The organism is Roseovarius bejariae (assembly GCF_009669325.1).
GTDB lineage: Bacteria > Pseudomonadota > Alphaproteobacteria > Rhodobacterales > Rhodobacteraceae > Roseovarius > Roseovarius bejariae.
In genome coordinates this window covers 2608812-2622688 of the sequence record NZ_SZWE01000001.1, presented here as the reverse complement: position 1 = coordinate 2622688, position 13877 = coordinate 2608812, and the positions used below count along the sequence as shown (strand labels likewise).

The following is a 13877-nucleotide window of genomic DNA, read 5'->3' as shown; positions in this document are numbered from 1 at the left end:
GCTCAGGCCTCCTGCAACTCTTCGTCGGCAGGCTCTTCGCCCTCGGCCTCATCCGCCGCCTCGTCCTTGCGGCCCTTAAGACCGGCCCAAAGCCCGATGGCAATCGCCGCGCCCAAGGCCGCGGCCCCCAGCCAATGACCATGGCCCGCCACTTCGGCCAAATGGCCGGGATGCGCCTGTGCCCCGTTTGCCGCCAAAAGCGCCACCAGAAGGATTGCGTGTTTCATGGGATATCCCCTTTTGCCGTTTCACCCCGAAAGGCCCCGGAAAGGAGGGTCACGGCACATCCGCCGCCTTGACGATTCCAGACACAAGACCCCCGGATTGGGTCGATCCCGCCTGCACACCTTTCCGGCCCCTCGGGGCATCGTCACTTCAGGTATAGCCCTCCCACGGCCTACGCGCAAACCGGGAAACGCCCCCCGACCACCAACCAGCGACATGTGCAGCCCCGCACGCCCCCTGCGCGGCGGCGGGCCTGTCTGGCCCTCGCGGACGCCCCTAGATTGGCCGTAAAGGAGGATGGCACAATGGGTCTCTTGATCGACGGCGAATGGCACGACTGCTGGTACGATACCGACAGCACCGGCGGGAAATTTCAGCGCGACACCTCGAAATTCCGCAACTGGATCACGACCGATGGCGCGGCGGGCCCCAGCGGCGAGGGCGGCTTTCCAGCGGAATCAGATCGGTATCACCTTTATGTCTCGCTCGCCTGCCCCTGGGCGCACCGCACGCTGATCTTCCGCGCCCTCAAGGGCCTTGAGCCACACATCGGCGTCTCCGTCGTACACCCCGACATGCTATCGGACGGGTGGGAGTTTCGCCCAGACTACCCCGGCGCCACCGGAGACCAACTTTACGACCTGCCCTTCGCCCGCGACCTTTATACCAAGGCCAAGCCCGATGCCTCGGGCCGCGTCACCGTGCCGATCCTCTGGGACAAGACCCGCGAAACCATTGTCTCCAATGAATCCGCCGAGATCATCCGCATGTTCAATTCGGCCTTTGACGACATTACCGGCAACACCGATGACTACTGGCCGCAAGACCTGCGCGCAGCGATTGAGCCGGTGAATGCCCGCATCTACGACACCGTCAACAACGGCGTTTACAAATCCGGCTTCGCCACCACGCAAGAGGCCTATGAAGAGGCCGTCAAACCCCTCTTCGACAGCCTCGACTGGCTGGAAGAGCGGCTCTCGACCAACCGTTATCTCATGGGCGACCGCCTGACCGAGGCCGACTGGCGGCTTTTCACAACCCTTATCCGTTTCGATGCCGTCTACCACGGGCATTTCAAATGCAACCGCGCCCGGATCGTCGATTACCCCAACCTCTGGGGCTACCTGCGCGAACTTTACCAATGGCCCGGCGTGGCCGAGACGGTGAATTTCGACCACATCACACGGCACTATTACTACAGCCACGACACCATCAATCCACATCGCATCGTGCCCATCGGGCCCGACCTGGACCTGATGTCGAACCACGGGCGTGATCGCTTGAAATAACAAACCCTGCCGTCCGGATCAGGCGTGGCTCCATGGGTATTTTTGCCAAGAAAAAGCAGGGGCGGTTTTTTCTTGGGCCAAATACCCTGGGGGAGACGCCCGCAGGGCGACGGGGGCAACGCCCCCAAGATGCACAGTCAAATCACCTCACGCGACACATCGTATTGCGCCACAGAAGGCTTACCAATGGGTAAACCGCCCGCGCTATCGCGTCGTCCGCCGATACTCCGCATCGCTCACCTGGTCCAGCCACTCGGCCACCCGGCCCGTGTCGTCGGCTTCCTGCATCGCTAGATGGCACATCTGGCTGTCGGGCGCGGCACCATGCCAATGCTCCACCCCGGGCGGGATCCACACTGTATCACCCGGCCGGATCACCTTTGGCGGCTCGCCGCGCAGCCCCACCAGTCCGACCCCCGACAGCACATGCAGGGTTTGCCCCAAGGGATGGGTGTGCCAGGCCGTCCGCGCTTCGGGATCGAAGGTCACCCGCAAGGCGTGCAGCCGCGCCGGCGCCTCGGCCTCCACCACCGGCTCCTGCCAGACCCGCCCGGTAAACCACTCCGGATTGGCCAGCTTGCTGGGGCGTTCCCCCGCTCGCATGATCTTCATTGTCGCGCCTCCCTTGTCACCGCCGCATGCCCCGAAACTAATGCCAGATCGTACGACTCGTACGAAATAATTTTACACATCCCGGATTTTCGTACGAAACTCCCCCCTTGAACGTACGACTCGTACGAAATGCGACGTGCCCTTGACAAAGGCCGCCCCGAATCCCTTGACGCCCCCATAGTTTCCCCCTAAAGACCCTGTGATGAATTCGGGGCGCTGCCTATGGCGGTGCCCGTTTGTATTGAGCAGGGCTTCGTCAAGCCCCAGCAAACACGAGGAAAAGCCCATGTCGCGCCGCTGCGAACTGACCGGAAAAGGCCCGATGGTTGGCAATAACTCCAGCCACGCCAACAACAAAACCAAGCGCCGCTACCTGCCCAACCTGCAGGACGTGTCGTTGCAGTCCGAAACCCTGGGCCGCGCGATCAAGCTGCGAATCTCTGCGTCTGCCCTGCGCAGCGTCGATCACCGCGGTGGTCTGGACGGCTATCTTGCCAAGGCAAAAGACACCGAGCTGTCGGCCAACGCTTTGAAAGTGAAGAAAGAAATCGCCAAGGCTCAGGCCGCGAACGCCTGATCAGCACGATCTTAACGATGTGATTTTACAGCCCCGTCCAATCGGTCGGGGCTGTTGCGTTTTGTCGCTTTTCTTCCCGGCGACCGAGGGCCTATATCTATCCGCATGACTCGCCCCTTGCGGACATACCTGGGTTTTGCCCTCGCCCTGTTACTGGCCCTGACCAGCCAGACAATGGCCGTCGCCCGTGGTGCGCCCGCCCCTGTAGGGCAGGCCGTGCTCTGTACCGGAACGGGGCCGGTCACGGTTCTGGTCGATGCCGACGGACAACCGACGGGCCAGGTTCACATTTGCCCCGACTGCGCCCTTGGCCTTTTCAACGCCCTGACGCCAACGCAGCCTGACTTGACACACGACACAGGCAAGTCTGAGGCAGAAGCCATTGATTTGACGCTGGAATTTCGGCCAACACTGTCTTGCGCCTTCGCTGCCCGCGCGCCTCCTTTCGCGATCTAGTCCATTATCATCGACCAGACACCATATGTTCAGGAGAGACCAATGTCCTTCAAATCCATCGCATTCGCGACCCTCACCACCCTTGCAACCGCCCTGCCCGCCATGGCCGCCGATATCATGGTGGACGATGCCTATGCGCGCTCCTCGGCCATGTCCGCCAAGACAGGCGCGGCCTTCATGATGATCCATAACCAAGGCGACACAGACGACCGCCTGATCGGCGTTTCGTCCCCCGCCGCCAAGGTCGTACAACTGCACACCCACAAGGAAGACGCCAACGGCGTCATGAAGATGATGCACGTGGAAGAAGGCTTTGCCCTGCCCGCCGAAGGCATGATCAAGATGCAGCGTGGCGGCCATCACGTCATGTTCATGGGCATCTCTGAACCCTTCGAACAAGGCATAATGATCCCCCTGACCCTGACCTTTGAGAAAGCAGGGGAGATCGAGGTCGAAGTCCCCGTCGACCTTGAACGCCAACCGATGCAGGGTGGTGGCCACGGCAAAATGTCCGAATGATATCATTGATGTGCCGGGCTCAATTGAGCCCGGCATGTCTCCGCGCACCCTAGAGTGACAACACATCCTCGACCCAGAGTGGCACAACCGCGGACGCCGGTCCGTGCCGCGCTTCGGCAAAATCCCGGGTATTGGCCGATGGCTCCAGGTTCAACTCAACCGTATGCGCCCCGGCCCGGCCCGCATGCTGCCCGAAAGCCGCCGCCGGATAGACCTGCCGCGAGGTTCCGATAGCCGCGAAAACATCCGCCTCTTCAAGATGTTGCCAGATGCCATCCATATAATACGGCATCTCCCCGAACCAGACGATATCAGGGCGCGTTGTCGCCTTTTGGCATGCCGGACACAGATCATCGGGCGCCATGGTCAACGGTGCACCCCACCGATGATCACAAGCTGCACAAAGCGCGCCGTCCAAAGCGCCATGCATATGCAAAACTCTTGTCGCCCCCGCCGCCTCGTGCAGGCCATCCACGTTCTGGGTGACGATCACGACCTCGCCCTTGGCCTCGCGTTGCAAACGGGCAAGGGCCTCATGCGCCGGGTTCGGCTTTGCCTCTGCGGCTTGAGCGCGGCGAGCGTTATAGAAATCATGCACCAATTGCGGATCGCGCACGAACCCTTCAGGCGTGGCCACATCCTCGATCCGGTGCTGCGCCCAAAGGCCGCCTTCGTCCCGGAATGTTCCAAGACCACTTTCCGCAGAAATCCCGGCGCCGGTCAGAATGACGATCTTTTCCATGCTCCCTCCTTGGCTTATGCATATGTGCCCAAAGGAGACCGCGATGACCACCCGAATCCTGTTCGTTTGCCTTGGCAATATCTGCCGCTCCCCCGCTGCCGAGGGTGTCTTCCGCAGCCTTGCCCCCGATGTCGAAACCGATAGCGCAGGCACCGGCGGCTGGCATATCGGAGAGCCACCTTACGGACCGATGCAATCCGCGGCACAGACGCGAGGGCATGACCTTTCCGATCTGCGTGCACGTCAATTTCACGCAGGTGACTTTACAGCGTTCGACCTGATCATCGGTATGGACGACGCCAATATTGAGGCGATTGAACGCTTGCGCCCCGCGGGCAGTGCCACACCTGTGAAACGCCTGACGGATTATGCCCCAGCAACTGGGATGACCCATGTGCCCGACCCTTACTATACCCGTGATTTCAACGGTGTTCTGGATTTGATAGAAGCCGCGGCCAAAGGCCTGCGCGATAGCCTGTAAGCCCCGACCAGAGGGCTTCGGCTTTTCCGAACATGACTTTAAGCGCCTGAAAAAACACACCAGGCATTGCATCCTTTCCCTTGTCCTGCCGCCTCAAGCACCCCCATTCAGGACAGAACAAGGAGATGCCCAATGCCTGTAACCCCGTTGAAAACCGCCCCCGGAGAGACGCCGCAAGCAGCCGCTGACATCATTGACACTGTGCAGGTCATGCTGGCTCGATTGCGCCAAGGCGGCGGACAGGTCGCACTTGAATATGCCCGGACACTGGACAACTGGCAGGGCGAGATCACCGTCTCAACTGATGCAATCGAAAAAGCCGTGGCCAAGGTTCCGCAGGATCTCAAGGATGATATCAGATGGGCACATGACAACATCAGCCGCTTTGCGGCCGCACAACGTGCAACAGCGCAGGATATGGAAATCGAACTGCGCCCCGGGCTGATCGCCGGACAGAAGCAAATCCCGCTGTCGGCGGCAGGTTGTTATGTACCTGGTGGCCGATATACACATATCGCCTCTGCCCTGATGTCCATTGCGACGGCGCGTGAGGCCGGTGTGGGTGACATAACGGCATGCTCACCGCCAAATGGGTCCGAGGGCATCCCTGCGCCAATGCTTTATGCGATGCACCTCGCCGGGGCGAGCCGTATCCTGTGCATAGGTGGCGTACAGGGCATAGCGGCCATGGCCTTTGGCCTGTTTGGCGCGCCGCCTTCGGATATTCTGGTCGGCCCCGGCAACGCCTATGTGGCCGAAGCAAAGCGACAATTATTCGGCCCCATAGGGATCGACATGTTCGCAGGTCCGACCGATAGCCTGATCCTTGCCGACGAAAGCGCCGACCCGCTGACCGTGGCCGTCGACCTGGTGAGTCAGGCCGAACACGGTGTCAACAGCCCTGTGTGGTTGGCCACCACGCACCGCCCCTTGGCCGAGGCGGTCATGACCGAAGTGCCGCGCCTTATTGCCGACCTGCCCGAACCAAACCGGACCGCGGCGGACATTGCATGGCGTGACATGGCCGAGATCGTCCTGTGCGACGATGACGAAGAGATGGCGCAATACGCCGACCAAAAAGCCCCCGAGCACCTGCATGTGCAGGCCCGCGACCTTGGCTTCTGGCGCGATCGGCTACGTGCCTATGGCTCGCTGTTCCTGGGAGAGAACACCACCGTCAGCTTCGGTGACAAGGCCGCCGGGCCGAACCACGTGCTGCCCACATCCGGTGCCGCGCGCTATACCGGGGGTTTATCAGTGCATAAGTTCCTGAAAACAGTGACTTGGCAGCAAGTGGACGAGCGCGCCTTGCCCGACCTCGCCCGCGTCAGCGCCCGGATCAGCCGCGAGGAGCGCATGGAAGGACACGCCCGAAGTGCAGATATTCGACTTGATCAGCTAGCCAATACCAGCAAACTTAGCGCCAATCAGAACGGGTAATCTGCGCACGAAGGGACGTGACCCATGAAAACCATCGGCATCCTTGGCGGAATGGGCCCCGAGGCCACGATTCTTTTGATGCAAAAGGTCTTCAAAGCGGTACCGGACGCGCGCGACGACGCCGATCACATCCCATTGATCGTACATCAGAACCCACAGGTGCCCAGCCGGATCAAGGCCTTGATCGAGGGCACCGGCGCCGACCCGGCGCCGATCTTGGCGCATATGGCCCAAGATCTTGAAAAGGCAGGGGTTTCCGCCTTGGCGATGCCCTGCAACACGGCGCACCACTATGCTCCGGTCGTACAGGCGGCCAGCCCCCTGCCGTTCCTCAACATGCTGGATCTGACAGCCGACCATCTGGCGCGGGCCGGGGCCAAGACGGTGGGTATGCTGGCCTCACCCGCGACGCGGCTGACAGGTGTCTTCGATGCACCATTCGCGGAACGCGGCCTGACTCCGTTGACCTTACCGGATGACGGCGCGCTTCTTGAGGTGATCCGGGCGGTGAAAGCTGGACAATACGCCAGTCAGACCGGTCCGGAACTGAAACGGATCGCCCTGCAATTGCGCGATCATGGCGCGGACCACCTGCTTGTGGCTTGCACGGAGTTATCCCTTCTTACCAACAACTTACCGGATGATATGCCATGGACTGACAGCTTGGATTGCCTCGTCTCCGGTATCGTGAAATTCGCCCGATCTTAAACCTGTAAGGTCGGCCGGAAAATCCTGGGCCCTTGGCATTGGAAGCCGTTTGTTTCAGGCAGCGGTTGCGTCATTCGTTTGATACGGCGCGGCCGGACCACGGCACCAACTGTCACCTTCGATCTTGTCAACAAGTCGAATGGCCTCGTGCATGGGCAGGATGGAATACTGAGAGTCATCACCATCCAGCGAACGTTCGATCAGGTCACGCGACGAGGGGCAGAAGATCAAGGCACCATCTTTGCCGAAAACCACTTGCTCGTCGGCGAAGTACAGCAATATGACTTCGGCGTCATTGGCAGGCGGTGTGCGGTCGATCCCTCGGATTCCTTCGAGAACACGAGCCCGGACAAGCGCGAAAGGATCATCGTAAAGCGTCTCGGCGGCATCGCTTTCCAACATCACCGGTTGGCTCGGCAGTATTTTCAGGGTGGAACGATTGCCCAAGGCACCCGCTTGCACCTCAAGTGGCCAGAAACGACGAGGGCATTGGCCTTCCCCATCCCATAACCGGATGCGGGTAACCTTGGTTACCTCCTGAAGGCCATTGTCGAAGGTCAGAACCTGGTCACCTTCGGCCATAGCATCGACCCTGCGCCATCCCATGGCAGTGGCGACACAGGTTCCGGCCAGCAACCCGGTCATAACCCCTGTAGCCGCACCGTCGTAGGCGGCAGTGACTTCTGCGGTGCGTTTGGTCCCCATGTATGATGCAGACATCCAACCAAGCATCTTCTATCCCCTCATTCGCGACCCGTAGCAGCGAGCCTTGTTTTGATGAGACCACAAAGCGCGATTCTCTTGCCGCTCCTTGGTCGGGAAAAGGGCGGAATTGGGGCACTGTTCGCAGTTGAGCATCAATGAGATGAAAAAATGGCAATCATCGTCAGCGGCACGACAGCCAGCGGTCAGTATGCATAGCCAAATCTGTCAACATCATGATGAAAGAGCGATTTTACCAAGGTCGAATCATCCTGCGAATAATAACGCCGATAATCCCTGTCCCGAGTTGACCGATTATTAACAGGAAGATCGAGGCAGAAGCCAAGATGCTCCCACAAAGGCGCGCCATCGGTTTCGAGATGCTCCAAACGGATGAAGGCATCGCATCGCTCGCGGCCCTTGGCGTCGGTCACGTAGTGCCCATAGGGTGCCGCACGCATGGCGGCTTGTGTTTCAGGCGTGTTTAGGAAGGTCGAAAAATCGACCGCCTTCGCAAGGCTCACGGCGGGGTGTTCAAACGCCTGATCCTGAAGCCAGTGATAATAGCTGACCATCCGATTCCAAGGGTTGCGCACAAGGGTAAACACGAAGGCGCGGTCGATTACATCGGGTGAAACCAGCCCATCGATGTCGGCCAGCGTCGAGTGTTTCCAAAGCCGCCCGGCGGTTTCGACCCCCTTGAGGCGCTTGCGGCGGCGCCTGGCCTTCGGGGTATCGCCGATCAGGATATCATCCTTCATCGCCCGTCCCTCAAGCGCGAGCGCCATGGATGTGCCCCCGGTCTTGGGGATATGCACGAAGATATAATTGCGCCCGGGCGAAATAATCATGTCAGGCACGCTAGAACCAAGGCCGCGATTGGACAAGGCTTTGGGAACCCTATCGGGAAGACCATTAACAATTGCTTACACCACCAAACTCAATAAGCTTTCCTGCACCTTAAACGCGGGGAATCAGGGAGGGATTACCATGGGTTGGATGCGGGACGAGACCGGACTGGAGAAGAACGCGGCGAATTTCGTGCCGTTGACTCCGCTGTCACATCTGCAACGCGCCGTGCGGCTTTACCCTGATCAAGAGGCCATTGTTTATCGCTCCATCCGTCGCACCTATTCGGAATACCATGAACGCTGCACCCGTCTGGCCTCGGGGCTGATGAAACTGGGCGTTGCACCGGGTGACGTGGTGGCGACGGTTCTGCCCAATCTGCCCGCCCATGCCGAGGCGCATTTCGGTGTGCCCGCCTGTGGGGCCGTTCTGAATGCCATCAACACGCGGCTGGAGGCCGATACGATTTCCTATATCCTCGATCATGGTGAGGCCAAGGTCGTGTTGGTCGATCCGCAGTTCCTGCCGGTTGTCGCGGACGCCATCGAACAGATGGAGGGCCCGCCCCCCACGGTGATCGAGGTCGCCGATGACGAGGCCGGTGTCCATGCCCATGGGCATTACACCGAGTACGAAAACCTGCTGGCCTCGGGCGATCCCGATTTTGAATGGATCATGCCGGAAGACGAGTGGGAAAGCCTTGCATTGAACTATACCTCTGGCACGACGGGGCGGCCCAAGGGCGTGGTGTATCACCATCGCGGCGCGTACCTAATGACCATGGGGACAGCGGTGACATGGCCGATGCCGCGTTATGCCAAGTACCTGACAATCGTCCCTCTTTTTCACTGCAACAACTGGAACCACACATGGATGATGCCCATGCTGGGCGGCACGATCATCTGCTGCCGGGACATCACCGCAAAGGCGATTTACGATGCCATTGCCGATGAGGGCGTCACCCATTTCGGTGCCGCGCCCATTGTTCTGAACACCATCGTCAACGCCAAGGACGACGAGCGGCGGGCCTTCGATCATATCGTCGAAGTCTTCACCGCCGGGGCTCCGCCGCCCGCGGCCACCCTGCGCGCGATCGAACCCTTGGGGTTCCATGTCACGCAAGTCTATGGCCTGACCGAGACCTATGGCCACGTGACCGAGTGCATCTGGCAAGCGCAATGGGATGACCTGCCGGACGAGGAACGCTACACCATCAAGGCACGCACTGGTGTCAGTATGCCCATGGCCGGTGACATCACCGCGATGGACCCTGAAACCATGGAGCAAACGCCCATGGACAGCACCCAGCAAGGCGAGATCATGATCCGCGGCAACACGGTGATGAAGGGGTATCTGAAGAATCCCAGGGCCACGGCAAAAAGCTTTGCCGGGGGGTATTTCCATTCCGGTGACATCGCCATTCAGCACCCGGATGGCTACCTGCAAATCGCGGATCGGGCCAAGGATATCATCATCTCGGGCGGGGAGAACATCAGCTCGGTCGAGGTGGAAGGTGTCCTGATGATGCATCAGGCGGTGCTGCTATGTGCCGTCGTGGCCAAGCCGGATGAGAAGTGGGGCGAGGTTCCTTGCGCCTTTGTCGAGGTCAAGGACGGGGCCGAGACCAATGAGGCGGACCTGATCGCCTTTGCCCGTGAACGGCTGGCCGGATTCAAGACGCCCAAGGCTGTTGTCTTTCAGGAGCTTCCGAAAACATCGACCGGCAAGATCCAGAAATTCGAACTGCGGACGATGGCGCGGGAGATGTAGCCCCGACGCGGTCCGAATCGGGTACAACCCCTTGGTTAACAAGGAAAACCCCTTTCTGCACCGCGTCGGCAAGACGTCGGTATCGCGTCGGTATTTTTCCCCGGCACCCCCGGAATTAACAGGGCGAACGGTGAGAAACGTACGAAACGCACGCGAGTTTCGTACGTTTCCATGGGTCGCTCATCCGTCCCCGCGGGCATCTTAACATGGAGTGGCCGTGACGCCCCCGCCCCGAAAGGCCCATAGGCGATAGACGCCCCACACTGGCCCGTGCTATCGTACTGTCAAAGAGGCAGAGCAGGCCCACACAAACCGTATGACCGCATTGAGTGAATATCACCGGCTTGAGGCCTCGGGCCTGTGGCGCGCCTCCCTCGAGGAACAGCGCAGTGAGGTGATTGTCTCGATTGGCGATGCGACCCTTGTGATCACGGACATGCAGGATCGGGCGCTGGCACATTGGTCACTGGCAGCGGTGGACCGCGCCAATCCGGGCGTGACCCCGGCAATCTATCATCCCGACGGCGACCCCGGCGAAACCCTTGAACTGGCCGAAAACGAGGACCAGATGGTCGAGGCCATCGAAAAGCTGCGCGCCGCGATCGCACGGCAACGCCCGCACCCCGGGCGTCTTCGACTGGTCATGTTATTGGCCTCGATGGCCGCAGTGGCGGGTCTGGCGGTGTTCTGGCTGCCGGATGCAACACGGCGCCATGCGGTTTCGGTCGTACCGGACGTCAAACGGACCGAAATCGGCAATGCCCTGTTCGAGCGCATTCAGAACGTCACCGGCCCGGCCTGTCGCGAGGCGGGCGGGCGCGATGCGCTAATGCGTCTGGCCCGCCGCCTGCCTGCGCCGGGCGGTGCGGGGCAGTTGGCGGTGGTGCGCGGCGGGGTAAAGGATGCGGTCGCCTTGCCCGGAGGCACCATCCTTCTCAATCGCGGATTGGTCGAAGACTACGAAGACCCCGATGTCGTGGCTGGCTATATCGTGGCCGAGCGTCTGCGTGCGCAGGTGAATGACCCACTAGACGACTTGCTGGCGCATGGCGGGCTGTGGTCGAGTATCCGGCTTCTGACCACCGGGGCATTGGACGAGGAAACGCTCAATGCCTATGCCGAGTATCTTTTGACCGGCGAGCGCCCCGATCTGGACGAAGATGTTCTGCTCAAGGGGTTCGAAGCATGGCGTGTACGGTCCACCCCCTATGCCTATGCGCGCGATATTTCGGGGGAAACGACCCTGCCCCTGATCGAGGCCGACCCCTATGCCACGGCCACGCCCGAGCCGGTACTGAGCGATGCCAATTGGTTGCGCCTTCAGGGGATTTGCGGCGGGTAACATGAAAAAGCGCCCCGAGGGGCGCTTTTCAGTCGCATGACATCGAGATCAGTTGCCGGGCCGCGCCTGCCCGTAGCCTTTGCCACGGACCTTGCGCAAGGCACGTTCAAGCTGTGGCTGCGTACGGAAGGGGCCGACCTTGACCATGGAATAGTCCTGACCCCCACGGGTCACGCGGCCCATTCGGGTGGGCAGACCTGCATTGGCCAGACGTTGCGCCGCGCGTTGTGCCTGCCCGGCATCGCGGAAGGCGCCGACCTGAACGTAAGGGCGACTGGCCTTGCGCACCGTTTTCTGTTGCGGCTTGGCCTTGGGCGCGACCGAGCGGGTTGATACGGTGGCGCGGCGCGCTGTGGCATCTGTCACCCGCTGCGGCGGTTGCACGACGCGGCCCCGGGTCGCGATCGTGACACCTGCGGCGCGCTGATCCTCGAAGCTGGTGTAGGGGTATTGCAGACCGGGATACATATAGCTGATGTCGCGGCCCGTTTTACGGTTGACCAGGTAGCGGGGCACGGTGTTGGACCACGCCACCTCCATCTGTGCCATGCCTTCAAAGGTCTGATGCGCGCGACGGCGATTCAGGCGATCATCCTCCCAGACGGGTTTGTAACCGTCCGGCACCGAGATACCCGCCGTACTGTTTTTCTGCTTGTCATAGACATGCTTGGGCACAACGCGAACCTGTGCATTGGAGACTGTCCGGCGCGGTTGCGGCGCGGCTCGCCGGATCGCGGGCTGGGCGCTTTGGTAGGTCGTGACCTGCGCGCCGCGCGGGGCGCGCATCGCGTTGGCGCGGGCGGTGCGGCTTTCCACGACGAAGGCATGTGGCGTGTTTTGCGGACCGCAACGAACGCTGGTCCCCGGCGCGGTGCGGTAGTATTGCCGCGAAATGGCGCTTGCCCCCTGACAGGCCGGTTGCCCTTGGGGGGCGGCCACTTTCTTGACCATGCGCTTGGGCTGTGCCTTGGGGGCAGGCTTGGGCGCCTGCGCGGTGCGCTTGATCACCTTGACCGTCTTGGGGGCGGTTGCGGTGGTGGCCGCAGGAACCTTGCGAACCTGCGTGGGCTTGGCTGTGCGGGCCGGACGTTTGACACCCTTCGCCGTGCGCGTCGGGGCCGGTTTCGCCTTGGGTTTCGGTGTGGCCTCGATCTTGATTTGCTTCGGCTCGGATTTGGGCGCGGCGGCGGTTTGCGTGGTCTTGGCCGATTGTCCTGCCAGACTGGGTTTGAAGCCGCAGATCGGCTTACGACTGCGCGAGACACGCGGCACCCAATTGACATTTCCGTCGATCCCGGCCCGGACATAGACACAGCCGCGGCTATCGACGTATTGCCGCGCCTTGTAGGAGGCGGGCGGAAATTCCGCCGGGACCTGCACGTCGGCCATATCCTGTGCCTGCAAGACCCCGATACCCATGGAAGCGGCGATGACAGCACACGCCAGTAAACGTTTCACCTGCATTTTGTCCCCCAAGACAGATTGGGGAATCTTGCCTGATTTGTTCCGCTGAGTAAACAGCAGATAGCTTATTTTGTGCCAAACATGCGGTCACCCGCATCCCCTAGCCCCGGCACGATATAGCCTTTCTCATTCAGGTGATCGTCGAGGGCGGCAATGACGAGTGGCACATCGGGGTGTTTCTCGTGCATGTGCGCCACGCCTTCGGGGGCGGCGACAAGGCACATCAGGCGGATATTCTTTGCGCCATTTTGCTTCAGAAGGTCGATGGCAGCCGCCGAGGAATGGCCCGTCGCCAGCATCGGATCGACCACGATCACGGCACGCTCGTCCAGTCGGTCGGGGACCTTGAAGTAGTACTGCATGGGTTCAAGCGTTTCTTCGTCACGCTGGAGCCCCACAAAGCCCACACGCGCAAAAGGAATGAGATCAAGCATACCGTCAAGAAAGCCATTCCCCGCCCGCAGGATCGAAATGAGGGCCGGATCACGCCCGGCCAGTGTTGGGGCCTGCATCTCGCAAAGCGGCGTTTCGATCTGGCGCGTGGTGAGGTCGAGGTCGCGGGTGACCTCGAAGGCCAAAAGCTGGCTGATTTCACGCAGGAGTTGGCGGAAGGTGGCGGTCGGGGTCGCCACCTCGCGCATCACGGTCAGTTTGTGCTGCACGAGGGGGTGATCGACGATGGTCAGGTGATCAGGCATGGG

At 60.9% G+C, this 13877-nt stretch carries 16 protein-coding genes; 9 read left to right on the top strand and 7 right to left on the bottom strand.

Annotated elements, in window-relative coordinates:
• Positions 1-2: 2 nt before the first annotated feature.
• Positions 3-227, bottom strand: coding sequence for a DUF6732 family protein (locus FDP25_RS12675; protein ID WP_154152257.1), 225 nt, complete (start codon positions 225-227; stop codon positions 3-5).
• 303 nt (positions 228-530) lie between these two features.
• Here FDP25_RS12675 and FDP25_RS12670 point away from each other — a divergent pair, with 303 nt between their 5' ends.
• Positions 531-1514: a glutathione S-transferase family protein gene (locus FDP25_RS12670; protein ID WP_154152255.1), complete on the top strand. Its 984-nt coding sequence runs from the start codon at positions 531-533 to the stop codon at positions 1512-1514.
• Positions 1515-1718: 204 nt separating this feature from the next.
• On the opposite strand, the gene FDP25_RS12665 is transcribed toward FDP25_RS12670, so the two are convergent.
• The gene (locus tag FDP25_RS12665) at positions 1719-2126 is read right to left on the bottom strand and encodes a (R)-mandelonitrile lyase (RefSeq protein WP_154152252.1); all 408 of its coding nucleotides are present in this window, start codon (positions 2124-2126) and stop codon (positions 1719-1721) included.
• A gap of 286 nt (positions 2127-2412) precedes the next feature.
• On the opposite strand from FDP25_RS12665, the gene rpmB reads away from it, so the two are divergent.
• From rpmB to FDP25_RS12650, 3 genes are all read left to right on the top strand, one after another.
• Complete coding sequence (rpmB, locus tag FDP25_RS12660) at positions 2413-2703, top strand: 50S ribosomal protein L28 (RefSeq protein ID WP_154152249.1); 291 nt, start codon at positions 2413-2415, stop codon at positions 2701-2703.
• Between the two features lie 105 nt (positions 2704-2808).
• On the top strand, positions 2809-3159 hold the full coding sequence (locus FDP25_RS12655) for a hypothetical protein (RefSeq protein ID WP_172982798.1): 351 nt from the start codon (positions 2809-2811) through the stop codon (positions 3157-3159).
• Between the two features lie 42 nt (positions 3160-3201).
• On the top strand, positions 3202-3678 hold the full coding sequence (locus FDP25_RS12650; RefSeq protein ID WP_154152244.1) for a copper chaperone PCu(A)C: 477 nt from the start codon (positions 3202-3204) through the stop codon (positions 3676-3678).
• Between the two features lie 49 nt (positions 3679-3727).
• Here FDP25_RS12650 and FDP25_RS12645 read toward each other — a convergent pair whose 3' ends face one another.
• Entirely contained in the window at positions 3728-4420 is a 693-nt protein-coding gene (locus FDP25_RS12645; RefSeq protein ID WP_154152242.1) for an NAD-dependent deacylase, read from the bottom strand.
• A 43-nt stretch (positions 4421-4463) separates the two neighbouring features.
• On the opposite strand from FDP25_RS12645, the gene FDP25_RS12640 reads away from it, so the two are divergent.
• From FDP25_RS12640 to cuyB, 3 genes are all read left to right on the top strand, one after another.
• On the top strand, positions 4464-4901 hold the full coding sequence (locus FDP25_RS12640; protein WP_154152240.1) for a low molecular weight protein-tyrosine-phosphatase: 438 nt from the start codon (positions 4464-4466) through the stop codon (positions 4899-4901).
• 132 nt (positions 4902-5033) lie between these two features.
• Positions 5034-6341, top strand: a complete 1308-nt coding sequence (gene hisD, locus FDP25_RS12635; RefSeq protein ID WP_154152238.1) for a histidinol dehydrogenase — start codon at positions 5034-5036, stop codon at positions 6339-6341.
• A 24-nt stretch (positions 6342-6365) separates the two neighbouring features.
• On the top strand, positions 6366-7049 hold the full coding sequence (gene cuyB, locus FDP25_RS12630; RefSeq protein ID WP_154152237.1) for a cysteate racemase: 684 nt from the start codon (positions 6366-6368) through the stop codon (positions 7047-7049).
• A gap of 54 nt (positions 7050-7103) precedes the next feature.
• Here cuyB and FDP25_RS12625 read toward each other — a convergent pair whose 3' ends face one another.
• Together FDP25_RS12625 and FDP25_RS12620 are read right to left on the bottom strand one after the other, a co-directional pair.
• A complete protein-coding gene (locus FDP25_RS12625; protein WP_172982797.1) occupies positions 7104-7769 on the bottom strand; it encodes a Hint domain-containing protein in 666 nt (221 codons plus the stop codon).
• A gap of 188 nt (positions 7770-7957) precedes the next feature.
• A complete protein-coding gene (locus FDP25_RS12620; protein ID WP_154152234.1) occupies positions 7958-8602 on the bottom strand; it encodes a sulfotransferase family 2 domain-containing protein in 645 nt (214 codons plus the stop codon).
• A 139-nt stretch (positions 8603-8741) separates the two neighbouring features.
• On the opposite strand from FDP25_RS12620, the gene FDP25_RS12615 reads away from it, so the two are divergent.
• Together FDP25_RS12615 and FDP25_RS12610 are read left to right on the top strand one after the other, a co-directional pair.
• Positions 8742-10370 carry an AMP-binding protein gene (locus FDP25_RS12615; RefSeq protein WP_154152233.1) on the top strand — a complete coding sequence of 543 codons (1629 nt, stop codon included), beginning with the start codon at positions 8742-8744 and terminating at the stop codon, positions 10368-10370.
• 316 nt (positions 10371-10686) lie between these two features.
• Positions 10687-11712 carry a M48 family metalloprotease gene (locus tag FDP25_RS12610; RefSeq protein WP_154152232.1) on the top strand — a complete coding sequence of 342 codons (1026 nt, stop codon included), beginning with the start codon at positions 10687-10689 and terminating at the stop codon, positions 11710-11712.
• Positions 11713-11760: 48 nt separating this feature from the next.
• Here the strand turns inward: FDP25_RS12610 and FDP25_RS12605 are convergent, their stop codons facing one another.
• On the bottom strand, positions 11761-13176 hold the full coding sequence (locus tag FDP25_RS12605) for an SPOR domain-containing protein (RefSeq protein WP_154152231.1): 1416 nt from the start codon (positions 13174-13176) through the stop codon (positions 11761-11763).
• Positions 13177-13241: 65 nt separating this feature from the next.
• The gene (upp, locus tag FDP25_RS12600) at positions 13242-13874 is read right to left on the bottom strand and encodes a uracil phosphoribosyltransferase (protein ID WP_154152230.1); all 633 of its coding nucleotides are present in this window, start codon (positions 13872-13874) and stop codon (positions 13242-13244) included.
• Between the last annotated feature and the right edge of the window lie 3 nt (positions 13875-13877).

Bases quoted from the DNA above. Each gene is read 5' to 3' on its own strand.
- FDP25_RS12675 (WP_154152257.1), bottom strand. From the start codon at position 227: ATGAAACACGCAATCCTTCTGGTGGCGCTTTTGGCGGCAAACGGGGCA.
- FDP25_RS12670 (WP_154152255.1), top strand. From the start codon at position 531: ATGGGTCTCTTGATCGACGGCGAATGGCACGACTGCTGGTACGATACC.
- FDP25_RS12665 (WP_154152252.1), bottom strand. From the start codon at position 2,126: ATGAAGATCATGCGAGCGGGGGAACGCCCCAGCAAGCTGGCCAATCCG.
- rpmB (WP_154152249.1), top strand. From the start codon at position 2,413: ATGTCGCGCCGCTGCGAACTGACCGGAAAAGGCCCGATGGTTGGCAAT.
- FDP25_RS12655 (WP_172982798.1), top strand. From the start codon at position 2,809: ATGACTCGCCCCTTGCGGACATACCTGGGTTTTGCCCTCGCCCTGTTA.
- FDP25_RS12650 (WP_154152244.1), top strand. From the start codon at position 3,202: ATGTCCTTCAAATCCATCGCATTCGCGACCCTCACCACCCTTGCAACC.
- FDP25_RS12645 (WP_154152242.1), bottom strand. From the start codon at position 4,420: ATGGAAAAGATCGTCATTCTGACCGGCGCCGGGATTTCTGCGGAAAGT.
- FDP25_RS12640 (WP_154152240.1), top strand. From the start codon at position 4,464: ATGACCACCCGAATCCTGTTCGTTTGCCTTGGCAATATCTGCCGCTCC.
- hisD (WP_154152238.1), top strand. From the start codon at position 5,034: ATGCCTGTAACCCCGTTGAAAACCGCCCCCGGAGAGACGCCGCAAGCA.
- cuyB (WP_154152237.1), top strand. From the start codon at position 6,366: ATGAAAACCATCGGCATCCTTGGCGGAATGGGCCCCGAGGCCACGATT.
- FDP25_RS12625 (WP_172982797.1), bottom strand. From the start codon at position 7,769: ATGTCTGCATCATACATGGGGACCAAACGCACCGCAGAAGTCACTGCC.
- FDP25_RS12620 (WP_154152234.1), bottom strand. From the start codon at position 8,602: ATGATTATTTCGCCCGGGCGCAATTATATCTTCGTGCATATCCCCAAG.
- FDP25_RS12615 (WP_154152233.1), top strand. From the start codon at position 8,742: ATGGGTTGGATGCGGGACGAGACCGGACTGGAGAAGAACGCGGCGAAT.
- FDP25_RS12610 (WP_154152232.1), top strand. From the start codon at position 10,687: ATGACCGCATTGAGTGAATATCACCGGCTTGAGGCCTCGGGCCTGTGG.
- FDP25_RS12605 (WP_154152231.1), bottom strand. From the start codon at position 13,176: ATGCAGGTGAAACGTTTACTGGCGTGTGCTGTCATCGCCGCTTCCATG.
- upp (WP_154152230.1), bottom strand. From the start codon at position 13,874: ATGCCTGATCACCTGACCATCGTCGATCACCCCCTCGTGCAGCACAAA.